At 67.5% G+C, this 18,578-nt stretch carries 22 protein-coding genes and 1 tRNA gene; 14 read left to right on the forward strand and 9 right to left on the reverse strand.

The window, feature by feature from the left end; translation table 11 throughout:
• The first annotated feature begins 77 nt into the window (after nucleotides 1-77).
• From NOV86_RS05700 to NOV86_RS05710, 3 genes are all read left to right on the forward strand, one after another.
• Complete coding sequence (locus tag NOV86_RS05700; RefSeq protein ID WP_267640311.1) at nucleotides 78-1,418, forward strand: TIGR00341 family protein; 1,341 nt, start codon at nucleotides 78-80, stop codon at nucleotides 1,416-1,418.
• A gap of 67 nt (nucleotides 1,419-1,485) precedes the next feature.
• Nucleotides 1,486-1,968 carry a cation:proton antiporter regulatory subunit gene (locus tag NOV86_RS05705; protein ID WP_267640312.1) on the forward strand — a complete coding sequence of 161 codons (483 nt, stop codon included), beginning with the start codon at nucleotides 1,486-1,488 and terminating at the stop codon, nucleotides 1,966-1,968.
• A 2-nt stretch (nucleotides 1,969-1,970) separates the two neighbouring features.
• Nucleotides 1,971-3,179: a cation:proton antiporter gene (locus tag NOV86_RS05710; RefSeq protein ID WP_267640313.1), complete on the forward strand. Its 1,209-nt coding sequence runs from the start codon at nucleotides 1,971-1,973 to the stop codon at nucleotides 3,177-3,179.
• 22 nt (nucleotides 3,180-3,201) lie between these two features.
• On the opposite strand, the gene NOV86_RS05715 is transcribed toward NOV86_RS05710, so the two are convergent.
• A complete protein-coding gene (locus NOV86_RS05715; protein WP_267640314.1) occupies nucleotides 3,202-3,588 on the reverse strand; it encodes a DUF7993 family protein in 387 nt (128 codons plus the stop codon).
• 1 nt (nucleotide 3,589) lies between these two features.
• A complete protein-coding gene (locus tag NOV86_RS05720) occupies nucleotides 3,590-4,039 on the reverse strand; it encodes a DUF2240 family protein (protein ID WP_267640315.1) in 450 nt (149 codons plus the stop codon).
• A 170-nt stretch (nucleotides 4,040-4,209) separates the two neighbouring features.
• On the opposite strand from NOV86_RS05720, the gene NOV86_RS05725 reads away from it, so the two are divergent.
• Nucleotides 4,210-4,587 (forward strand): 30S ribosomal protein S8e, encoded by a 378-nt coding sequence (locus NOV86_RS05725; protein WP_267640316.1) that lies wholly within the window; start codon nucleotides 4,210-4,212, stop codon nucleotides 4,585-4,587.
• Nucleotides 4,588-4,735: 148 nt separating this feature from the next.
• On the opposite strand, the gene NOV86_RS05730 is transcribed toward NOV86_RS05725, so the two are convergent.
• Nucleotides 4,736-5,731 (reverse strand): phosphate signaling complex PhoU family protein, encoded by a 996-nt coding sequence (locus tag NOV86_RS05730; protein WP_267640317.1) that lies wholly within the window; start codon nucleotides 5,729-5,731, stop codon nucleotides 4,736-4,738.
• A gap of 309 nt (nucleotides 5,732-6,040) precedes the next feature.
• On the opposite strand from NOV86_RS05730, the gene NOV86_RS05735 reads away from it, so the two are divergent.
• The 6 genes from NOV86_RS05735 (at nucleotide 6,041) to phoU (NOV86_RS05760) (ending at nucleotide 12,167) form a co-directional block, all read left to right on the forward strand.
• Nucleotides 6,041-7,057 carry a PstS family phosphate ABC transporter substrate-binding protein gene (locus tag NOV86_RS05735; protein WP_267640318.1) on the forward strand — a complete coding sequence of 339 codons (1,017 nt, stop codon included), beginning with the start codon at nucleotides 6,041-6,043 and terminating at the stop codon, nucleotides 7,055-7,057.
• Nucleotides 7,058-7,125: 68 nt separating this feature from the next.
• Complete coding sequence (gene pstC / locus NOV86_RS05740) at nucleotides 7,126-8,190, forward strand: phosphate ABC transporter permease subunit PstC (protein ID WP_267640319.1); 1,065 nt, start codon at nucleotides 7,126-7,128, stop codon at nucleotides 8,188-8,190.
• The gene (pstA, locus tag NOV86_RS05745; RefSeq protein ID WP_267640320.1) at nucleotides 8,190-9,785 is read left to right on the forward strand and encodes a phosphate ABC transporter permease PstA; all 1,596 of its coding nucleotides are present in this window, start codon (nucleotides 8,190-8,192) and stop codon (nucleotides 9,783-9,785) included. The genes pstC and pstA overlap by 1 nt, the downstream gene beginning before the upstream one ends.
• Nucleotides 9,786-9,800: 15 nt before the next feature.
• Entirely contained in the window at nucleotides 9,801-10,673 is an 873-nt protein-coding gene (pstB, locus tag NOV86_RS05750) for a phosphate ABC transporter ATP-binding protein PstB (protein ID WP_368408720.1), read from the forward strand.
• Between the two features lie 59 nt (nucleotides 10,674-10,732).
• The gene (phoU, locus tag NOV86_RS05755; RefSeq protein WP_267640322.1) at nucleotides 10,733-11,398 is read left to right on the forward strand and encodes a phosphate signaling complex protein PhoU; all 666 of its coding nucleotides are present in this window, start codon (nucleotides 10,733-10,735) and stop codon (nucleotides 11,396-11,398) included.
• A gap of 97 nt (nucleotides 11,399-11,495) precedes the next feature.
• The gene (gene phoU, locus NOV86_RS05760) at nucleotides 11,496-12,167 is read left to right on the forward strand and encodes a phosphate signaling complex protein PhoU (RefSeq protein ID WP_267640324.1); all 672 of its coding nucleotides are present in this window, start codon (nucleotides 11,496-11,498) and stop codon (nucleotides 12,165-12,167) included.
• On the opposite strand, the gene NOV86_RS05765 is transcribed toward phoU (NOV86_RS05760), so the two are convergent.
• Nucleotides 12,161-12,712, reverse strand: a complete 552-nt coding sequence (locus tag NOV86_RS05765; protein WP_267640326.1) for a helix-turn-helix domain-containing protein — start codon at nucleotides 12,710-12,712, stop codon at nucleotides 12,161-12,163. The genes phoU (NOV86_RS05760) and NOV86_RS05765 overlap by 7 nt on opposite strands.
• 188 nt (nucleotides 12,713-12,900) lie before the next feature.
• On the opposite strand from NOV86_RS05765, the gene NOV86_RS05770 reads away from it, so the two are divergent.
• Complete coding sequence (locus NOV86_RS05770; RefSeq protein ID WP_267640327.1) at nucleotides 12,901-13,719, forward strand: hypothetical protein; 819 nt, start codon at nucleotides 12,901-12,903, stop codon at nucleotides 13,717-13,719.
• Nucleotides 13,720-13,943: 224 nt separating this feature from the next.
• Here the strand turns inward: NOV86_RS05770 and NOV86_RS05775 are convergent.
• A tRNA-Met gene (locus tag NOV86_RS05775) sits at nucleotides 13,944-14,098 on the reverse strand.
• A 134-nt stretch (nucleotides 14,099-14,232) separates the two neighbouring features.
• On the opposite strand from NOV86_RS05775, the gene NOV86_RS05780 reads away from it, so the two are divergent.
• The gene (locus NOV86_RS05780) at nucleotides 14,233-15,723 is read left to right on the forward strand and encodes a DUF7115 domain-containing protein (RefSeq protein ID WP_267640329.1); all 1,491 of its coding nucleotides are present in this window, start codon (nucleotides 14,233-14,235) and stop codon (nucleotides 15,721-15,723) included.
• 2 nt (nucleotides 15,724-15,725) lie between these two features.
• Here the strand turns inward: NOV86_RS05780 and NOV86_RS05785 are convergent, their stop codons facing one another.
• Complete coding sequence (locus NOV86_RS05785; RefSeq protein ID WP_267640330.1) at nucleotides 15,726-16,088, reverse strand: DUF5830 family protein; 363 nt, start codon at nucleotides 16,086-16,088, stop codon at nucleotides 15,726-15,728.
• Between the two features lie 113 nt (nucleotides 16,089-16,201).
• Between NOV86_RS05785 and NOV86_RS05790 the strand changes: the two genes are divergently transcribed.
• Nucleotides 16,202-16,879, forward strand: a complete 678-nt coding sequence (locus NOV86_RS05790; RefSeq protein WP_267640332.1) for a TVP38/TMEM64 family protein — start codon at nucleotides 16,202-16,204, stop codon at nucleotides 16,877-16,879.
• Here the strand turns inward: NOV86_RS05790 and NOV86_RS05795 are convergent.
• Both NOV86_RS05795 and NOV86_RS23195 read right to left on the reverse strand, forming a co-directional pair.
• Nucleotides 16,864-17,415, reverse strand: coding sequence for a response regulator transcription factor (locus NOV86_RS05795; protein WP_267640334.1), 552 nt, complete (start codon nucleotides 17,413-17,415; stop codon nucleotides 16,864-16,866). The genes NOV86_RS05790 and NOV86_RS05795 overlap by 16 nt on opposite strands.
• Nucleotides 17,416-17,496: 81 nt before the next feature.
• Nucleotides 17,497-17,682: an HVO_2523 family zinc finger protein gene (locus NOV86_RS23195; RefSeq protein WP_267641731.1), complete on the reverse strand. Its 186-nt coding sequence runs from the start codon at nucleotides 17,680-17,682 to the stop codon at nucleotides 17,497-17,499.
• 73 nt (nucleotides 17,683-17,755) lie between these two features.
• Between NOV86_RS23195 and NOV86_RS05805 the strand changes: the two genes are divergently transcribed.
• A complete protein-coding gene (locus NOV86_RS05805; protein WP_267640335.1) occupies nucleotides 17,756-18,031 on the forward strand; it encodes a hypothetical protein in 276 nt (91 codons plus the stop codon).
• Here NOV86_RS05805 and NOV86_RS05810 read toward each other — a convergent pair whose 3' ends face one another.
• Nucleotides 18,032-18,532 carry a protein-tyrosine phosphatase family protein gene (locus NOV86_RS05810; RefSeq protein WP_267640336.1) on the reverse strand — a complete coding sequence of 167 codons (501 nt, stop codon included), beginning with the start codon at nucleotides 18,530-18,532 and terminating at the stop codon, nucleotides 18,032-18,034.
• Nucleotides 18,533-18,578: the final 46 nt, after the last annotated feature.

The following is an 18,578-nucleotide window of genomic DNA, read 5'->3' on the forward strand; positions in this document are numbered from 1 at the left end:
GCCGGTCGTCGGACCGTGACCGTGAGGTATCAGCGGCTCGAATATCGGCTTAATCGGCCGACCGACCTATTCTCTGCATGCGACTGGTTCAAGCGCTCATCCCGGAGGGCAAGCGCGACAGCGTCCTCACCGTTCTCGAACGGGAGGGCATCGACTACGCACTCTTCGAAGAGACAGGCCGCGGAGACTTCGAGGCGATGGTCCAGTTCCCGGTCCCGACGAACGGCCTCGAACCCGTCCTGAAGAAGCTCCGCATCGCGGGTATCAGGGACGACTCCTACACCATCGTCCTGCCCGTCGAACTGGTCATCTCGCGTCGGTTCGAGGCGCTCCGCGAGAAGTACGCCGGGCTCCGCGTCTCGCGAGAAGAACTCAGCTCCCGGGCGTACGACCTCGCCCCGGTCGACGAGACGTTCTTCCCGATGCTGTTCCTGAGTACCCTCATCGCCGCGACGGGGCTGCTCCAGAACTCGGCGGCGACCATCATCGGCGCGATGGTGGTCGCCCCGCTGATGGGGCCGGCCATCGCGGCAAGTGTCGGGGCCGTTCTCGAAGACGCCGAGCTCGGGAGCCGCGGGCTGTTCCTGCAGGTCACGGGTCTCGTCGGAGCCATCGCACTCGGCTTCCTGGTGGGCGTCGTCGTCCAGCAGACCGTCCTCGTCGAACCGGACCTCGCCATCAGGGACGTTCCGCAGATCATGGAGCGGGTGCGGCCGGGAATCCTGTCGCTGGTCCTCGCCCTCGGTTCAGGTGCCGCCGGCGCAATCAGTATCATGCGGGGGTCCGGGTCGACGCTCGTCGGGGTCGCCATCGCGGTGGCGCTCGTCCCGCCAGCTGCGACCGCTGGTATCGCCCTCGCCTACGGCGAACCGCTCCTGGCACTGGGCGGTACCGCCCTGGTCGTCGTCAACCTGCTCGCCATCAACCTCTCGGCGCTCGTCCTCTTCTGGGTCGCCGGTTACCGGCCCGAGCACCGGCTGGAGGCGGAACGGGCGAGAGCCGCTGTCAGGATGCGGACCGCGAAACTCGTCGTGGCCATCGCCGTCCTGACGGTGCTCCTCGGGGTCGTCACCGTCACCACCCACGAGGTGCAGTCGCTGGAGAAGTCGATGATCGCGGACCTCGAAGAGACGTTCGACGCCGGCGAGTACGGTCGGATGGCCTACCTGGACTCGGACGTCGAGTACCTGCCGGTCGACCACTTCCTCGGAAAACCCGTCAGAGCCCGCGTGATACTGGGCTACCACGTCGACACGACCCCGCCGCCGGGCCTCGCGCACGAACTCGCCGACCGACTCGAGGCGAAGTACGGCCGCGAGTTCCGCCTGGAGGTCGTCTACGTGGCAGGCGAACGGTCCTGGGTCGACCCCGGCACGCCCGGCCCCTCTGGCGAGACGACCCCGTCGTCGCTGGCCTGACGTGAGGTCGGGGTGCCCGCCACCGCGTGACGACCCTTTATGTCACAGCCGCCCGCCATCTTCGGGTATGACGGTGTACGAGACGGACGTGCCCGGTGTCGGGCGGAAGTTCGAGGTCGAACTCGACGGCGGCGGTCGACTGGTGGTGCTCATCCACCACGACGGGCGCCGCGAACTGTTCCACCGGGCGGACCCGGAGGCGGACAGCAGCCGCATCGCCAGCCTCTCCGGCGAGCAGGCCCGCCAGCTCGGGGCCATCCTCGGCGGCGCGTACTTCCAGCCGGTCGAACTCCAGCAACCGGAGGTCCCGCTGGGTGACGCCATCATCGAGTGGGTGACCATCGACGCGGACTCCACGCTCGCGGGGCAGACCCTGGAGGCCTGTGGCGTCCGGACCGAGACCGGCGTCTCCGTCATCGCGATCCAGCGCGACGAGGAGACCGTCGCGAACCCCAACCCGGACTTCGAGCTACAGGCCGAGGACATCCTCGTCGCCCTCGGGACCCGCGAGGAGCAGCAGGCGTTCCGCGACTTCGTCCACAAGGACTGACGATGGCCGGACTACTGCTGGAGGCCGGTATCACCCTGACAGTGCTGGCCGTCGGCGGCGTGCTGGCCCGCCAGCTCCGGCTGTCGGTCATCCCCGCCTACATCGTCGCCGGGCTGCTCATCGGGCCCAACGCGCCCATCGCCGACGGGTTCTCGCTGAAGCTCATCGAGAACGAGGCGTTCGTCGACCTGTTCGCGGAACTCGGCATCGTCCTCCTGCTCTTCTTCATCGGGATGGAGTTCAGCGTCGACCAGTTGCTGGCCCGCCGTGACAAGCTCAGCGTCATCGGCGGCATCGACCTCGTGGTGAACGCCGGGGTCGGCGTCCTGCTCGGGGTGGCGTTCGGCTTCTCGCCGCTGGAGACCGCCTTCGTCGTCGGTATCGTCTACATCTCCTCGTCGGCCATCATCACGAAGACGCTCATCGACCTCGGCTGGGTCGCCGACCCCGAGAGCGAGGTCGTCCTCGGCACCCTCGTCGTCGAGGACATCGTCATCGCGGTGTACCTCGCGCTGCTCTCGGCGGTCGCCATCGGCGACGGCGGCTTCGCCGCGGTCCAGTCCGTCGGCATCGCGCTCGCGGTGCTCACCGCCCTCGTCGTCTTCGCCCGGTTCGGGACGCCGCTGCTCCAGCGCGCCCTCGCCATCGACTCCGACGAACTGCTCCTGCTCGGCTTGCTCGGCGTGACGACGGTCGTCGCCGCGGTCGCGCTCGACCTCGGCGTCAGCGAGGCCGTCGCGGCGTTCTTCGTCGGTACCGCGGTCAGCGAGACCGACGCGGTCCACCGGGTCGAGCGCGTGCTGACGCCGGCCCGGGACCTGTTCGCGGCGGCGTTCTTCTTCGCCATCGGGCTCCAGACCGACGTGAGCCAGCTCCAGGGGACCGCGCTCGTGCTCCTCGTCGCCGCGGTCGTCCTGACCACGGTGAGCAAGCTCGCCAGTGGCTACCTGAGCGGGCAACGCTACGGCCTGAGCCAGCGGCGGTCGCTCCGGGTCGCCGTCGGGCTGGTCGCCCGCGGGGAGTTCTCGCTGGTGCTCGCGGCGCTGGCGACCTCGGTCGGGACCGGCGCGCTCGCAGACGTGATTCCGGCGTTCGCCGTCGGCTACGTCCTCGTGATGAGCGTGCTCGGGACGGGCCTGATGCGGGCCTCGCCCCTGCTGGAGAAGTACGTGGTCTCGGAGTCCAGCTCCGAGCCGACGCCGGGTACCTGAGTCGGGTCGCGATGACCCGGCCTCACTCGTCGTCGGCCGCCTGACTCGCCGCGTCGACCACGTCGGTCGCGCGCTTGACCTCGGCCCCGTCCTCGACGAAGACCAGCGTCTTCGGCGGCTGGGTCGCCTTCGGCCGGACGCGCAGGCCGACCCGCTTCGCCTCCTCGACGGCCGCGTCGAGCCCCTGGGCCAGTTCGAGACGGATGCGGTCGGGCTGGACGAACACGGCCGCGAAGGGCTCGCCGTCCCGGGTCACGTCGTAGGCGCGGGTGCCGTCGTCGGTCGGTTCCACGTCGCGGTCGGCGTTCTCGACCGCGAAGCGGGCGAACTCGCCGTCCTCGCGTCCGTCGAGTTCCGAGGAGAGTAACTGTGCGAGTCGGACGCCGTCGGTGGTGCGGTCTTCGACCATCTCAGACCTCCAGGAGTTCGCCGCGGGCCTTCGTCCGGGCCTCCGAGACGTCGAGGCCCTGCTGTCGCGCGTACACCAGCGCGGCGGCCGCGATGGTCACGTCGAGTTCCTGCTGGAGCTGGTTGATGGCCCCGACGGCCTCGTGCTTCTCGTGGCCCGACGCGACGAGGTCGTCGAGCACCTGTTCGAACGCCGAACGCTCCTGGAGCACGTCGTCCGCGGGGACGAAGTCCTCGGGTATCTGGACCTCGTTCGGGTCGAAGGTACACCGGAGGTCGGTGCCGTCCTGCTCGAGCAGCCCCTCGCCGGTCGCGACGTCGACCAGCCGCTTGGCCTGGTCCGGCGAGAACCAGTCGCGGTCGAGCGAGAGCGCGACGACGAACTCGTTCTGTTCGAGTTCGCGCTTCCCGCGCTGGCGGAACGGCGCGGCGACGGCGACACGTAGACTCATATGCAGGTCGGTCGGCCGACGACGGCCTAAACGCTACGATGTGCTCGTCCGTGGGTCGTCCGTGGTGCGCCCCGGTCGCACGCCACGTGGCCCCTGTCGCGCACGAGACGGGCGTGCCGACCCCGGTTCAAGTCGAGCGATTCAAGTAGCTGCTGGAACTGCTTCCGGGTATGCAAGACCAGGGACGCTCCACGCGCAAGCGTACCGGCGGGCGACTCCGTCCGATCCGGAACCGAAAGAAGCACCAGCTCGGCCGTCTCCCCACGGAGACCCAGGTCGGCGAACCGCGCTTCCGCGTCATCGAGACGCGCGGCAACACGACGAAGACCCGTGCCCTCGCGACCGACGTCGCGAACGTGAACAAGGGCGGCGAGACGGTCCACGCGACCATCGAGGACGTCGTCGAGAACGACGCCAACCCGAACTACGTGCGCCGGAACATCATCACGAAGGGCGCCCTCATCGAGACGGACGCCGGCACGGCCCGCGTCACCTCCCGTCCCGGCCAGAACGGGCAGGTCAACGCCGTCCTCGTCGACGACGAGTAACCACCTTCTCCCTCTGCGTTCTCACGGACCGGACAGTCGCGACGCCGCGCGTCTCGACAGGTAGCGATGGCACTGTCGGCGGTGACGACCGGGAGCAACTGAAGGAGAGGAGCGGCGGAAACGAAACGGGTCGAGACGGTCGGCTGTCCTACGGACTCGGTGCCGCCTTCTGGAGTGCCGTCTCGGCGATATTGCCGGCGTAGTCGGCGCTCCGGGAGAGCGAGTCGACGACCAGCCCGAGGGACTGGGCCGCCTGCGGTTCGCGCTCGCGAAGGAGTTCGTCGATGGTGCGGGTGTGTTCGTCGATGTTGCGGACCGACTCGCGGGCCGCGTTGGCGAGCTGGGTCGCCTCGTCCGGGTCGTCCGCGAAGAGGGCGTCCATCGCCTTCTCCAGAACCTCGGCGGAGTCCTCGTGGAGCTCGCGGAGCGCCTCGCCCACGTCGTCGTCTATCTCGCCGAGTTCGACCGCGATGTTGGCGATCTTGGCGGCGTGGTCGCCGATGCGTTCGAGCTGGCGGGCGCTGGAGTGGTAGTCGAAGCAGACCTCGCGGGGGACGCCGAGTTCCTCGGCGGCGCGGGGCGAGCGCAGGGTCGCCCGGAAGATACGGGAGACGACGTACCAGAGGCGGTCCACGTCGTCGTCGCGCTCGCGCACGTCGCGGGCCATGTCCTCGTCGTTCTCCAGCAACGCGGTGAGCGCGTCGTTGAGCATCGACTGCGCGATGAGGCGCATCCGGGTGACGGCGTTGTGGATGCTGAGCTCCGAGGAGTCGAGCAGGTCCTGGATGACGACGCTGTCGCTCGTCTCCTCTAACACCTCGACGCCGACGAGGCTCTGGGTCGCCGACCGGATGGCGCGGCGCTGGTCGGTGGTGATGCGGTTGGCCTCCAGCGAGATGATGTCGAACCCGGAGACGTACATCGTCATCACCGCGCGCGTGAGTCGCTGCCCATCGAGGTCGGAGACGTCGAGCGTGCCCTCGGTTCGATTGGTCTCGCTCTTGGGAGTGAGCAACAGCGAGTCCTCCTCCGGATAGAACTCGACGGTCGTCCCGGCCGAGACGCCGTTGTCTGTCGCCCACGACTTCGGCAGCGAGACGGTGTAGGTGGACCCACCCGTCACTTGCACCTTTCGCGTTTCCATACTGGGGAATGCGGACAGGTAGAAAATAAATGTACGTGTTTCTATATAGCAGCCCCGTCTACCGGAAGAAAGGAAGCTCCAACCGGGAGAGAGGTGGCCCGACCGACGACCGTCCCGGGGAATCGAGGCGTTCGACGGCCCCAGACAGTTTATTCTAACATGACCACTCATGGAACCACCGCATTTCGACCGTCGCTACCGCCGAATCGTGCTACTTGCCACCACGAACCTCGAGATTCTATTGCGTTATTTACGAATATATAGCTATCATAGCGAGGTATTTATTCGTATCAGCATGTCTTCCACTCGATGACGGAGAACACCGAGACAGGTACCGATGCGATCTCCAGGCGGAAGTTCGTGACAGCTGCCGGCGCCGCGGGTCTCGCCGGTCTCGCGGGTTGTGCCAAGCGTGGAGCGTCCGGCGGTGACACCACCAACGGTGGCGGCGGTGGTGGCGACGAGCTCACCGGGAACATCGATATCTACGGGAGCTCGACGGTCTTCCCGCTCGCGACGGCGGTCAAGGAGGGCTTCGAGGACGAGCACTCCAAGGTGAAGGTGTCCATCAGTTCGACCGGATCCGGTGGCGGGTTCTCCAACTACTTCTGCAAGGGCGACGCCGACTTCAACAACGCCTCGCGCCCCATCAAGGACAGCGAGAAGCAGAAGTGCAAGAGCAACGACGTCGACTGGGTTGAACTCAAGGTCGCCACCGACGCCCTCACGGTCATCGTGAACAAGGAGGCCGACTGGGTCGACTGCATCACCGTCGACGAACTCAAACAGATCTGGGAGCCCGACGGCGCCCAGAAGTGGAGCGACGTCCGCTCGGAGTGGCCCGACAAGGAACTCGACCTGTACGGCCCGACCTCGGCATCCGGCACCTTCGACTACTTCACCGAGGCGGTCATCGGCGAGGAGGACAGCCACCGACAGGACTACTCCGCGACCGAGCAGGACCGCCAGATCATCACCGGCGTCAAGGGCTCCTCGACCGCGATGGGCTACCTCGGCTTCGCGTACTACTCCGAGAACACGGACGAGGTCAAGGCGCTCGCCGTCGACAACGGCGACGGGAAGTGCGTCAAGCCGTCCATCGAGACCGCAAAGAGCGGCGAGTACAAGCCGCTCTCGCGCCCACTGTTCACGTACCCGCGCGTGCAGTCCATGCAGGAGGAACCGCAGGTCCGCGCGTTCGCCGAGTACTTCGTCGAGCAGTCCGCCGAGCGGTCCCTTGTCGCCGACAAGGTCGGCTACGTGCCCAACTCCGAGGAGGAGATGCAGGCACAGATGGACAAGCTCTCGGAGTACCTCGAGGAGTAACCCGCCCCGGCGCAGAGTAGAAGCGTTTTTCGGCCTCTCTAAATAGTTCCCTACATAGACCCAATCGCATGAGCACGGACAGGGTGACACAGGACATCACGGAGACCGCCAGCGACACGCCGGAGGAGAAGGTGATGAACGCCTTCTTCTTCGCGTGTGCGCTGCTCTCGGTGATCACGACGGTAAGTATCGTTCTCCTGCTGGCCTCGGAGACGGTGAAGTTCTTCGGGCTGACGGCAGGACTGGTGGGCTACGCCGGCGAGACGACCTCGCTCGGTGAGTTCTTCCTCGGAACCAACTGGGCGGCCGGGTTCAAACCCTACGCCTTCGGCGTGATTCCCCTGATACTCGACACGCTCGTCATCACCATCGGCGCCGCCATCGTGGCGATGCCGCTCGGGCTGGCGACCGCCATCTACCTGAGCGAGTACGCGAGCAAGCGAAAGCGCGCCATCCTCAAGCCCGCACTCGAGATACTGGCAGGCATCCCGACGGTCATCTACGGGTTCTTCGCGCTCGTGTACGTCACGCCGTTCCTCGACGGGGTGTTCAGTTTCCTCAACAACGGCGTGCCCGGGCTCTCGGGGACCGTGTTCAACTTCCCCGAACTGGGGACGTTCAACGCCCTGTCCGCCAGCATCATCGTCGGCATCATGATCATCCCGATGGTCTCCTCCATCAGCGAGGACGCCATGAGCGCGGTCCCGGACGACCTCCGGCGCGCCAGCTACGGGATGGGCGCGACGAAGTTCGACGTCTCCGTCGGCGTTGTCGTCCCCGCCGCCGTCTCGGGCATCGCCTCGTCGTTCATCCTCGCGCTCTCGCGCGCAATCGGGGAGACGATGATCGTCGCGATGGCCGCCGGGTCGACCCCGACGATGCCGTCGTTCGGCCAGCTCACGCTGTTCGGCACGCAGATCCCGTACCCGAACCTCGGCACCCTCGCCATCTACTTCGAGCCGGTCATGCCGATGACCTCCGCGATGGTCAACATCGCGACCGGTGACATGCCGACCAGCGGCGTGACCTACCACAGCCTGTTCGCGGTCGGGTTCACCCTGTTCGCGATGACGCTCGTGATGAACGTGATCAGTGACCTCATCGCCAGCCGCTACCGGGAGGAGTACGAGTAATGGCGGTCGACCGCAAGCACATCGAGAGCTTCGGCGAGGTCAGCCGGACCGTCGGCACCGTCTTCCGGTACCTGCTGCTCGCCTCGACGCTCATCGGAATCGTCTCGCTGGGCGTCCTGCTCGCCTACGTCGGCGTCCAGGCGGTCCAGCCGTTCACCGCCGACCCCGCGTGGTACGTCTTCTTCGCGGCCACGTTCGTCCTGCCGACCCTCGGCACCGGGGCGTGGGTCTGGTACAACCACAGACACGCCGTCCCGACCGTCCTCGGTGGCCTCGGCATCCCCTTCGGCGGCCTCTTCCTCGGGGCGGCCATCGTCATGCTGTTCCTCGACGTGTTCGCCCCGACGGCCTGGCTCGGCTACTGGCTCGCGCTGGTGCTGGCTGGTGGGAGCCTCGCGCTCTACCGCCGGCAGCGCCGGGCGGGCTTCCTCGAGGAGGTCGTCGTCGGCATCGTCGCCTTCGCCCTCTTCGTCGCCGTCGTCCCCCGGCTCGTCGCCGCGTTCCCCTTCTACCTGCTCCCGTGGTCCATCATGTGGGTGACGTTCACCCTGCCGATGGCGGCCGGCGTCACCTGGTTCGTCGGCGGCCAGCTCGAGGACCAGCGGACCGGCCGCATCGCCGGTGGCGCGGCCGCCGCCCTCGGGCTGCTGGCCGCGTTCGTCGGCCCCTACCTGTGGTTCTTCCCGATGCCGAGCGTCGTGCTCGCGACGTTCGTCGTGATTCCGACGACGGCGTACGCCTTCGTCGTCGTCCGCGACCGACCGACGCAGGTACCGGGACTCGTGGTCGCCGGGGCGTTCATCCTCGGCGTGCTCGGTATCCGGTACCTCGCGCCCGTGCTCGGCCTCGCCGGGCCGGAGTCCTGGGTCGACTGGCAGTTCCTGACCAGCGCCCACTCGAACACCGCGGCCGACGCCGGGCTCTACCCGGCCATCGTCGGCTCCGTGCTGCTGATGCTGGTCGTGACGCTGATGTCGTTCCCGGTCGGTATCGGCGCGGCCGTCTACCTCGAGGAGTACGCGCCGGACAACCAGCTCACCCGCATCATCCAGGTGAACATCTCCAACCTCGCAGGCGTGCCCTCGGTCGTCTACGGCCTGCTCGGCTACGGCGTGTTCATCAACACGATGAACCTGCCCGTCGGGTCGGTGCTGGTGGCCGGGATGACGCTGTCGCTGCTCATCCTGCCCATCGTCATCATCTCCGCACAGGAGTCCATCCGGTCCGTCCCCGACTCGACCCGCCAGGCCTCCTACGGCCTCGGCGGGACGAAGTGGCAGACCGTCCGCCGTATCGTGCTGCCCCAGGCCATGCCGGGCATCCTGACGGGGACCATCCTCGCACTCGGCCGCGCCATCGGCGAGACCGCGCCCCTCATCTTCGTGGGGCTCGCGGCCGTGGCGCCGGTGCCGGGCGGCTTCCTCGGCAAGGGGAGCGCGATGCCCATGCAGCTGTACTCGTGGGCGTCGCTGTTCGCCAGCGAGGAGTTCTACACCACCGCGCTCGCGGCGGGTGTCGTGGTGTCCCTCGTCGTGCTGCTCACGATGAACGGCATCGCAATCGTACTGCGCAACAGGTATCAGCGAGAAGCGTGACCAATGACACAAGAGATGAGCAACGAACAGGCTGAATCGACCACGACCACCGACCCCGTCGACGACGACGGTTCGGTCCTCGAGACCGACGTGACCGCGGGCCTCGACGACGACGAGGCCGGGAGCGCCGGGACGGCACAGACCATCGTCGAGGCCCAGAACGTCAACGTCTGGTACAACGACGACCAGGCGCTCCAGGACATCTCGTTGCAGGTCCCCGAGAACAAGGTCACCGCGATGATCGGCCCCTCGGGCTGTGGGAAGTCGACGTTCCTGCGCTGCATCAACCGCATGAACGACCTCATCGACGCGGCCCGCGTCGAGGGCGAACTCTACCTCGGCGACAAGAACGTCTACGACGACGACGTCGACCCGGTCGCGCTCCGTCGCCGCGTCGGGATGGTGTTCCAGAAGCCGAACCCGTTCCCCAAGAGCATCTACGACAACGTCGCCTACGGCCTGGAGATCCAGAACAAGGAGGGCGACTACGACGAGATCGTCGAGGAGTCGCTCAAGCGTGCGGCGCTGTGGGACGAGGTCAAGGACCGCCTCGACGAGTCCGGCCTCGAACTCTCCGGTGGCCAGCAACAGCGGCTCTGTATCGCCCGCGCCATCGCGCCCGACCCGGAGGTCCTGCTCATGGACGAGCCGGCGTCCGCGCTCGACCCGGTCGCGACCTCGCAGATCGAGGACCTCATCGACGAACTGGCCGAGGACTACACGGTCATCATCGTCACGCACAACATGCAGCAGGCGGCCCGTATCTCCGACAAGACCGCCGTCTTCCTGACCGGCGGCGAACTCGTCGAGTTCGGGGACACCAAGCAGATCTTCGAGAACCCCGACAACCAGCGGGTCGAGGACTACATCACCGGCAAGTTCGGGTAGTCCTGTCCAGCAACCGATAGACGAAACCGTTTCAAACGCCCCCTGATTCCACTGAACCAATGGCACGCGAGAGCTATCAAGAGAAACTCGACTCCCTCGAAGAGGACGTCCTCTACATGGGGGAGGTCGTTCTCGACCGACTGCGCGACACGCTGGTCGCACTCGAGAACAAGGACGAAGAGACCGCCGAACGCATCATCGAGACCGACGACGAGGTCAACCAGCTCTACCTGGACATCGAACAGCAGTGCATCGACCTGTTCGCGCTCCAGCAGCCGGTCGCGGGCGACCTGCGCTTCATCGCCGCCTCGTTCAAGATTATCACCGACCTCGAACGCGTCGCCGACCTCGCGACCAACCTCGGGCAGTACACGCTCGACGCGGAACGCGACGTCTTCCCCGAGGTCGACATCCAGGAGATCGGCGCCCAGACCATCGCGATGATCGAGGACGCCCTCGACGCCTACGCCGAGTGGGACACCGAGGCCTGCTACGAGGTCGCGGCCCGCGACGACGAGGTCGACGAACGGTGTACGCGGGCGAGCGAACTGGTCGTCCGCGACCTCATCGAGGGCGAGCACGACGCACCCATCGAGGACGTCCTCAGCGACGTCTCCCGGCTCCTGCTCACCATCCGTGACCTGGAGCGCGTCGGCGACCACGGCGTCAACATCGCCGCCCGTGCGCTCTACATGATCGAGAACGACGACGAACTCATCCTGTAGCTCCCACAGCTCCTTTCGTCGCCGCCCCGGGCGGCCGCCGATGGCCCTGACCTGACCGGACGCAACACCGATAGGTCAGTAGGCGAAACGTTCGAGCATGCCCCGCGAGAGCTTCCAGCGGAAACTCGATTCGCTGGAGTCGGAGGTCCTGTACATGAGCGACATCGTCGTCGACCGCCTCAGGACGGCGCTCTCGGCGATGGAGGCCGGAGACGAGTCCGTCGCCTGGCAGGTCGTCAGGGGAGACGGCGAGGTGAACCAGCTCTACCTCGACATCGAACAGCAGTGCATCGACCTGCTCACGCTCCAGCAACCGGTCGCGGGCGACCTGCGCTTCATCGCCGCCTCGTTCAAGATAGTCACCGACCTCGAACGCGTCGGCGACCTCGCGACGAACCTCGCGCAGTACACCATCGACGCGGACAGGGACGCCTACCCGGAGGTCGACGTCCAGGACATCGGGAGCGAGACGGTGGCGATGGTCGAGCAGGCGATGGAGGCCTACGCGGGGCACGACGTCGAGGCCTGCTACGACATCGCGGCCCACGACGACGAGGTCGACGCGATGTGCGAGCACGCGAGCCAGGTCGTCGTCCGCGACCTCATCGAGTCCGACGCCGCCGAACAGCCGGACATCGACGTGGCGCTTGACGCCGTCTCGCGGTTGCTCCTGACGGTCCGGGACCTCGAACGCGTCGGGGACCACGCCGTGAACGTCGCGGCGCGCACCCTCTACATGGTCGAGAACGACGACGAACTCCTCTACTGAGCGTCGAACGTCCAGGTCTCGTCTTCGGTATCCTCGTCCGTCGCCGGCGGTGACACGCCGGGGAGGCACGCGAGGCGCTCTGCGACCATCGCCCACCACGGTTCCTCGTCGTTGTAGCCCGCGGAGTGGGCGGGGTACACCGACGAGACGAGGTTCTCGGTGGTCGCCTCGCCCTCCTCGCGGAGGAACTCGTAGGCCGCGCGGACCGCGTCCCGGCGCCAGTCCCGCATCATCTCGCTGGCGCCCGGAACCGACAGCGACGCGATGACGCGCTCGGCCCGTGCCTCCGGCGACGAGTCGGCTCCCTCGGCGGGCCGGTACCAGACCGTCATGGTCGCCTCCTGCGACCGGAGTTCCTTCCGGCGCAGGTCGCCGCGCTCGACGAGGTCCGCACACAGCGACCGCGTGGTCGCCTCGTCGAGACCGACCGCGTCCGCGAGTTCCGCCGTCGTCCCCGGTTCCCCGACCGCCAGCTGTTCGAGCACCAGCACGGCGGGAACGCTCTCCCCCTCCTGCAGCATCGACCGCGTCTCGTTCGCACCCATACCACCCTCTTCGCATCGCACGCACATCATTGTTCCCCGACAGACCTGTTACAATAAAAGACATATATCGGTGTTGTTTACTAAGTTTTAGATAGGGTGAACCCGTGATTTAGCCCGATGACGACTTCGAGCCGACGTGGGCGATGGCCACGGGTAGTGGTCCTGACAGGCGAACGGGGTGTGTGTCGATGAGTTCGATAACAATCGAGGTCGACGACCCGGCGACGGCCTACGAGAACGTCCTCGAACTGTTCGAGGCCGCGCCTGTGGACTTCTCGCAGGTGACCTCGGTCCGGCTCGAGATAGAGTACGAGTCCGAGGACGGCGCCGAGCCGGCCGAGTCCGACGCCGAACCCGGTATCGGCGCGAGAGACGACGAGTCGAACCCCTCCATCGCCGACGCCGAGGGCGGGACGGTCGCGCCGGCGTTCGACACCGACGGCGACGACACACCGGCCGACGGCTTCGGCGCGATCTCCTTCGACGACGCCGATGACAGCGACGCGGACGACGACCCCTTCGGCGACGCCGTCGGCCCCGACTCCGACGAGTCGATATTCGACGCCGACGCCGAGCCAGCGACCGACGGCCACGACCAGCAGGCCGGCGAGTCCATCTTCGCCGAGACGGCCGACGAGGGGTCGACGACCACCGACGACGGAGACAGTGCGGGAATCGGACAGACAGCCGACGCCGACGGCCTGAACGGCGTCACCTTCGAGGACCCGATGCGCGAGACCACGGACGCGACGGCCGAACCGGTCGTCCAGGACGCCGAGACCGACCGGACAGCCGGCGACCAGCCGACCCCCTCGCCCCGGACCTACAACAAGGTGATGCGCCTCCTCCAGAACCGCGACTTCCCCATCGAACGCGCCCAGATCGAGTCCGTCGCCGCCGGCGCCTACGACGTCGACCCAGAGGAGTGTCGCGCCATCGTCGACGCGGCCATCGAGAAGGGCCTCGTCGCACAGGACGGCCCGAAACTCATCGACCCGACCGAGTAATCACGTCCGTCTCGCTGTCGCTGCTGGCTTCTTCGCGGATTTGAGGATTACTGAACGAGTCAGGAAGTAGTGGCCGGGGCGGGCTCCGAACTTCTGACGGAGACAAGCTCCGTCAGCCTCCCGCTCACTGCGTTCGCGGGAGCCGCGAGCGGGTTCTCCACCCGCACCCGCCACGACGGTTGGACTCGTCACTCACTGTCGTTCGTGACTTCGTCAGGAAGTAGTGGCCGGGGCGGGCTCCGAACCCGCGATCTCCGCATGACCCAGGTTCGAGACTTGGCGGGTCCCGTGGGGCATGCATGAGCCTTCCCAGGCAGTTACCGCACCGAATCTCTAAACCCTATGAGTGCGGCGCTATGTCCAGCTAAGCCACCCGGCCTCACTCATCGCTTGTCCAGTGTGAAACTTAAACCTTCTCAACTGTCCCGGCCCTGTCTGGGAGTCTCACCCCTATGTCGACCGTCGTTCGGCCGGCCCCACGGATTTATACCGTGGGGTAGTAAAGCAGTGAGCATGGACGTTCCGGGCATCGTAGAGACGACACTCGCAGGCGAAGACGTCGCGGCCGAAGTCTCCCTGGGCGGGGAGAACGTGCTCTACGTCACGCCGACGCGGACCCTCATCTACCAGTCGGAGGGCTTCCTGAGCGACGAATCCGTCGACGAGTACCCACACGAAGCAGAGCGAATGACCGTCAAGGAGGGCCGGCGCAAGACCCGCATCACGCTGACGTACTCGCTGGATGGCGAGCGGGACTTCACCGTCCCGGCCAACGTCTCCGAGTCGGTCATCCACCCGGTCCTCGCGGGCGTGCTCAACGCCAGCGGGGTCACGAACCCCGGCGAGACGGTGACACAGACGTTCCGGTTCTCGGAGCTCACGGTCGTCATCACCTCCGAGCGCCTCGTCAAGCACGTCGGCGGTGCCGTCTGGGACGAGGACTACGAGGAGTACCACTTCGCGGACGTGACCGGCCTCAGTTTCGAGGACGGCAGCGTCGCGACGCAGGTCGTCCTCGAGGTCGACGGTCGTCCCGAGCGCATCAAGGTCGCCAACGACCGGGCCGCCGAGGTCAAGGAGTACCTCCAGCAGTCCCTGTTCGCGTACTACGACGTGAACTCGCTGGACGCACTCAACGACGCGGTGCGGCCGGCCGACGTCGACGAGGAGGAGCGCCCCTCCCCCATCGACTTCGGCGAGGGCGTCGACCCACTCGACGCGGGCAACACGGTCCAGCCAGACGAGGCCGACGCGGACCTGCCGGAAGAGTCCGGCCAGCCCCAGCACGCCGCAGGCCAGGACCAGCACGCGGCGGGGCAGGGAGGCCAGGCCCCCCAGCAGGCCGACCCGCTGGCGGGTGGACCCGGCACCGGGACGACGGCGGAGGCCGACCAGCCGGGCCGACAGCAGGACCAGCAGTCGGCACAACCCGACCAGCAGTCCCGGGAACAGCACCAGCAGCCGCCACAGCACGACCAGCAGTCGGCACGCGGTGAGCAGCCACAACAGGACCAGCAGCCGCCTCGACAGGACGACCGGAGTTCGCCCCAGGACGACCGGCAGCCAGCCGCGTCCCGGTCCCAGTCGGAACCCCGAGAGTCCCGGACGCACTCGCAGGTGGAGTCCCCGCCGGAGGCGGCGGAGGCACAGCCAGAGGTCGAGCCCGAGCCAGAACCGGCAGCCACCCACCAGTCCGAGCAGGCAGACCACCAGCAGGAGCCGGTGGCCCCCGACCAGCATGAGCCCGACCCGTCACAGACCGGCCAGGCCGCCGGCACCGAACCGGAACCCGGCGCCGAACCCGAGGTCGCGGACGACGAGGACGACGCTGCCTCGCCGTTCGAGGCGGCCGGGTTCCAGCCCGCGACCGCCGACGCGACCGACGAGGCGGTGCTGGAACGGCTCGACAGGCTCGAGGAGCAGGTCCAGAAGCAGAACGAACTCATCGAGCGCCAGGGCGCGCTCATCCAGCAGCTCGTCGACGAACTCAGCCGGAACCGATAGCGCTACTCTCTCCCCGTCACCTTCCGCACACACGACGACCCGAACGGCCCCAGTTCTCCCGCCTCCAGCTCGATGAAGTGTCCCGTCGAGATGCCCGTGCCACAGCGCCGGCACTCGTAGTCGCCCTCCCGGGTGACCACGTCGCTGGTCTGGCTGACGAAGCCGCTGCCGGTGGTCTGGACGACGCCGTCCTCGCGCTCGATGACGCCGCGCATGACCGCCGTGTCGAGTATCTCGCGGACCGTCGCCGGGTCGCGGGTGACGACCTCGATGCGGTCCATCGCGTCGGCCAGCGACAGCTCGGGGTCTTCCAGTTTCGAGAGGAGTTCCACGCCGAGTTCGATGCGCTCGTCCTGGCCGTCCATCGGTGTCCCCTCCTCCCGCCACTCGATTAAGCCTTGCGCGCGCGGCCGAGTGGGAGCCGCGGCCGCCCACCGCACCGAAAGACCGTTACCGTCTCGCCGGCGACGTGGGGACGATGCGAGCCGACCTGTCCCCGCGAGCCCTCGCGGGCGCCGCCCTCGTCGCCCTCGTCGTGGCCGCGAGCCTGCTCACCTCGCCGGACGCGGTGCTCGTCCACGTCGAGGCGCTGGCGGCCGACCCGCTGCTGTTCGGGGCGGCACTGGTCGTCCTCTACTCGGTCCGGCCGCTGGTCGCGTGGCCGACCACGCTCGTCGCCGTCGTCGTCGGCTACGGCTACGGGGTCGCACTCGGCGTCCCCATCGGCCTCGCCGGCGCGGTGTACACGTCGATGCCGCCGTTCTTCGCGGCCCGGTGGGTCGACGACGGCGGACCGATTCCGGTCCTCGACCGGCTCTCGGCGGTCGGCCGGTTCCGGACCTCCGCGGAGCGGTACTTCGACACCGCGGGCGGCGTGCGGGGCGTGACGGCGGCGCGACTGGCCCCCATCCCGGCCGACGCGGTCACCTGTACCGCCTCGGTCAGCGGGGTCCGACTGAGACACTTCGTCGCCGGCACGCTCGTCGGCGAACTTCCGTGGACGGTCGCGGCCGTGGTCGTCGGCAGTTCCGCGAACACGCTCACGACCCACGGGCTGGGCGCTATCGGGCTGCCACTCGCGGTCGCGATGGTCGTCTCCGCGGCGGTCCTCTTGGCAGGCCCGGCCTACGAGACGTTCGCTCACTCCTCGGAGTAGAGGTCGGAGAGTTTCGCCTCGGCCTCCTCGGCCTCGGCGGCGAGTTCGTCGCTGACCGTCTTCAGCCGGTCCTCGAGGTGCTGGTACTCGTCGGTGTTCGAGAGGTCGTCGAAGTCGAGTTCGTCGTCCAGCGTCGCCATCTTGTTCGTCAGCTCGTCGTGTTCGCGGCGGCTCCCGTCGAAGCGGTTCTTCACCCGCAGCGACTCGATGAGTCGCATGAGCTGGCACTGTGTGACCGGCTTCGTGAGGTAGTCGTGGATGTCCATCTGGACGATGTCGAGGCCGGGGTCGACCGCGGTGACCATGACGACCCAGCAGTCGTGCCCGTCGGCCCGGATGTGTTCGAGGACCTCGTCACCCGAGAGGCCGGGCATGTGCCGGTCGAGCAGCACGATGTCGACCGTCTCGTCGATGGTCTCGACGGCGCCACGGCCGTCGTAGGCGGTCAGCGTCTCGTACTCCTCGCCGATCCACGTCGCGTAGAGGTCGGCGAGGCGGTGCTCGTCGTCGACCACGAGTATCGTCGGTTGCTGCATGCGTGACCAGGGTACTCTTCGGATGCATGCGCCGTGCTATCCTATCGTTTTCGGCCACCCCGGCCGGACGGTGCCGCCCGGTCAGTTGAACGGGTCAGAACAGTCGTAGACCACGCCGTGTTGCTCACAGACGTACTTGCAGTGGCGCTTGTACAGCGGTTCGCCACACATCGGGCAGGGCCGGCCACCGTGGTCGGCCCGGCTGTCGTCGTCCCGCGGGGTGTCGCCACCCCCACCCGCGCTCGACTCCGCGTCCTCCTCGGCCATACCTCGCCTTGCGCGTCGACCCTCCTAACGGTGTCGAGGGAGAATATTTCACGGTGGCCGACGTGTCTTCGATATGGACGACGACCGAGCACCAGCCGACCTCGACGACCGCACCATCGCCATCATCCGGCGGAGCAACCAGCGCGCGTACAACGCGCTCCGTCTCGTCCTCCTCGGGCTGCTCGTCGGCCGCCTCGTCCGCGACCGTGAACTCGACCGCGGCCTGCTGGGGGCGCTCCTCGCGAGCACCGTCATCGACGTGCTCTACCAGCTCTACTACCAGATCGGCGGCTACGAGCACGACCGCTCCGGGCTGTCCGGCGACGCGGTCGAGGTCCAGGTCGAGTAGTCACGCCGTCGCCGCGAGGTACACCACGGCGAGTTCGTGGAGTGCCGGGTGTGGCATCGCGGCCGGCCGCGCCTGCTGGACGCGCCCGATCGCGTCGCGGAACCGCCGTCCCTCTTCTGCTGCCAGCATCGTCGCCAGCACCGTGCTGCTCCGCGAGATACCGGCCCTGCAGTTGACGAGCAGCGACCCGTCCCGCCGGAAGAGTTCTCTGGCGGTGTCGACGGCCTGCTCGAAGGCTTCCCACTCGTTGCCCGGTCCGTCCCGGAGCGGACGATGGTGGGTCGTCAGCGAGTGTGCGTCCGTGCTCACCGACAGCACGAACTCGAACCGACGGTCGTGGCCCGTCCCGTCGGCCGCGGCCTCGTTCCCGATGTAGCACTCGCGGTCGCCGATGCGCCGGACGACGGGGAACGGCTCGACGTAGCCCTTCGGGCGGACGAGCACGTCGTCGGCGTGGTCGGTCGTGGTCTGGTCCGTCGAATCGCCCCAGCTGTCGCTCATACGGTCGCGAGAGGAGAAGAACGGAGAGAGGGTCAGCGTCGGCTAT

Source organism: Haloarchaeobius amylolyticus (assembly GCF_026616195.1).
Taxonomy (GTDB): domain Archaea; phylum Halobacteriota; class Halobacteria; order Halobacteriales; family Natrialbaceae; genus Haloarchaeobius; species Haloarchaeobius amylolyticus.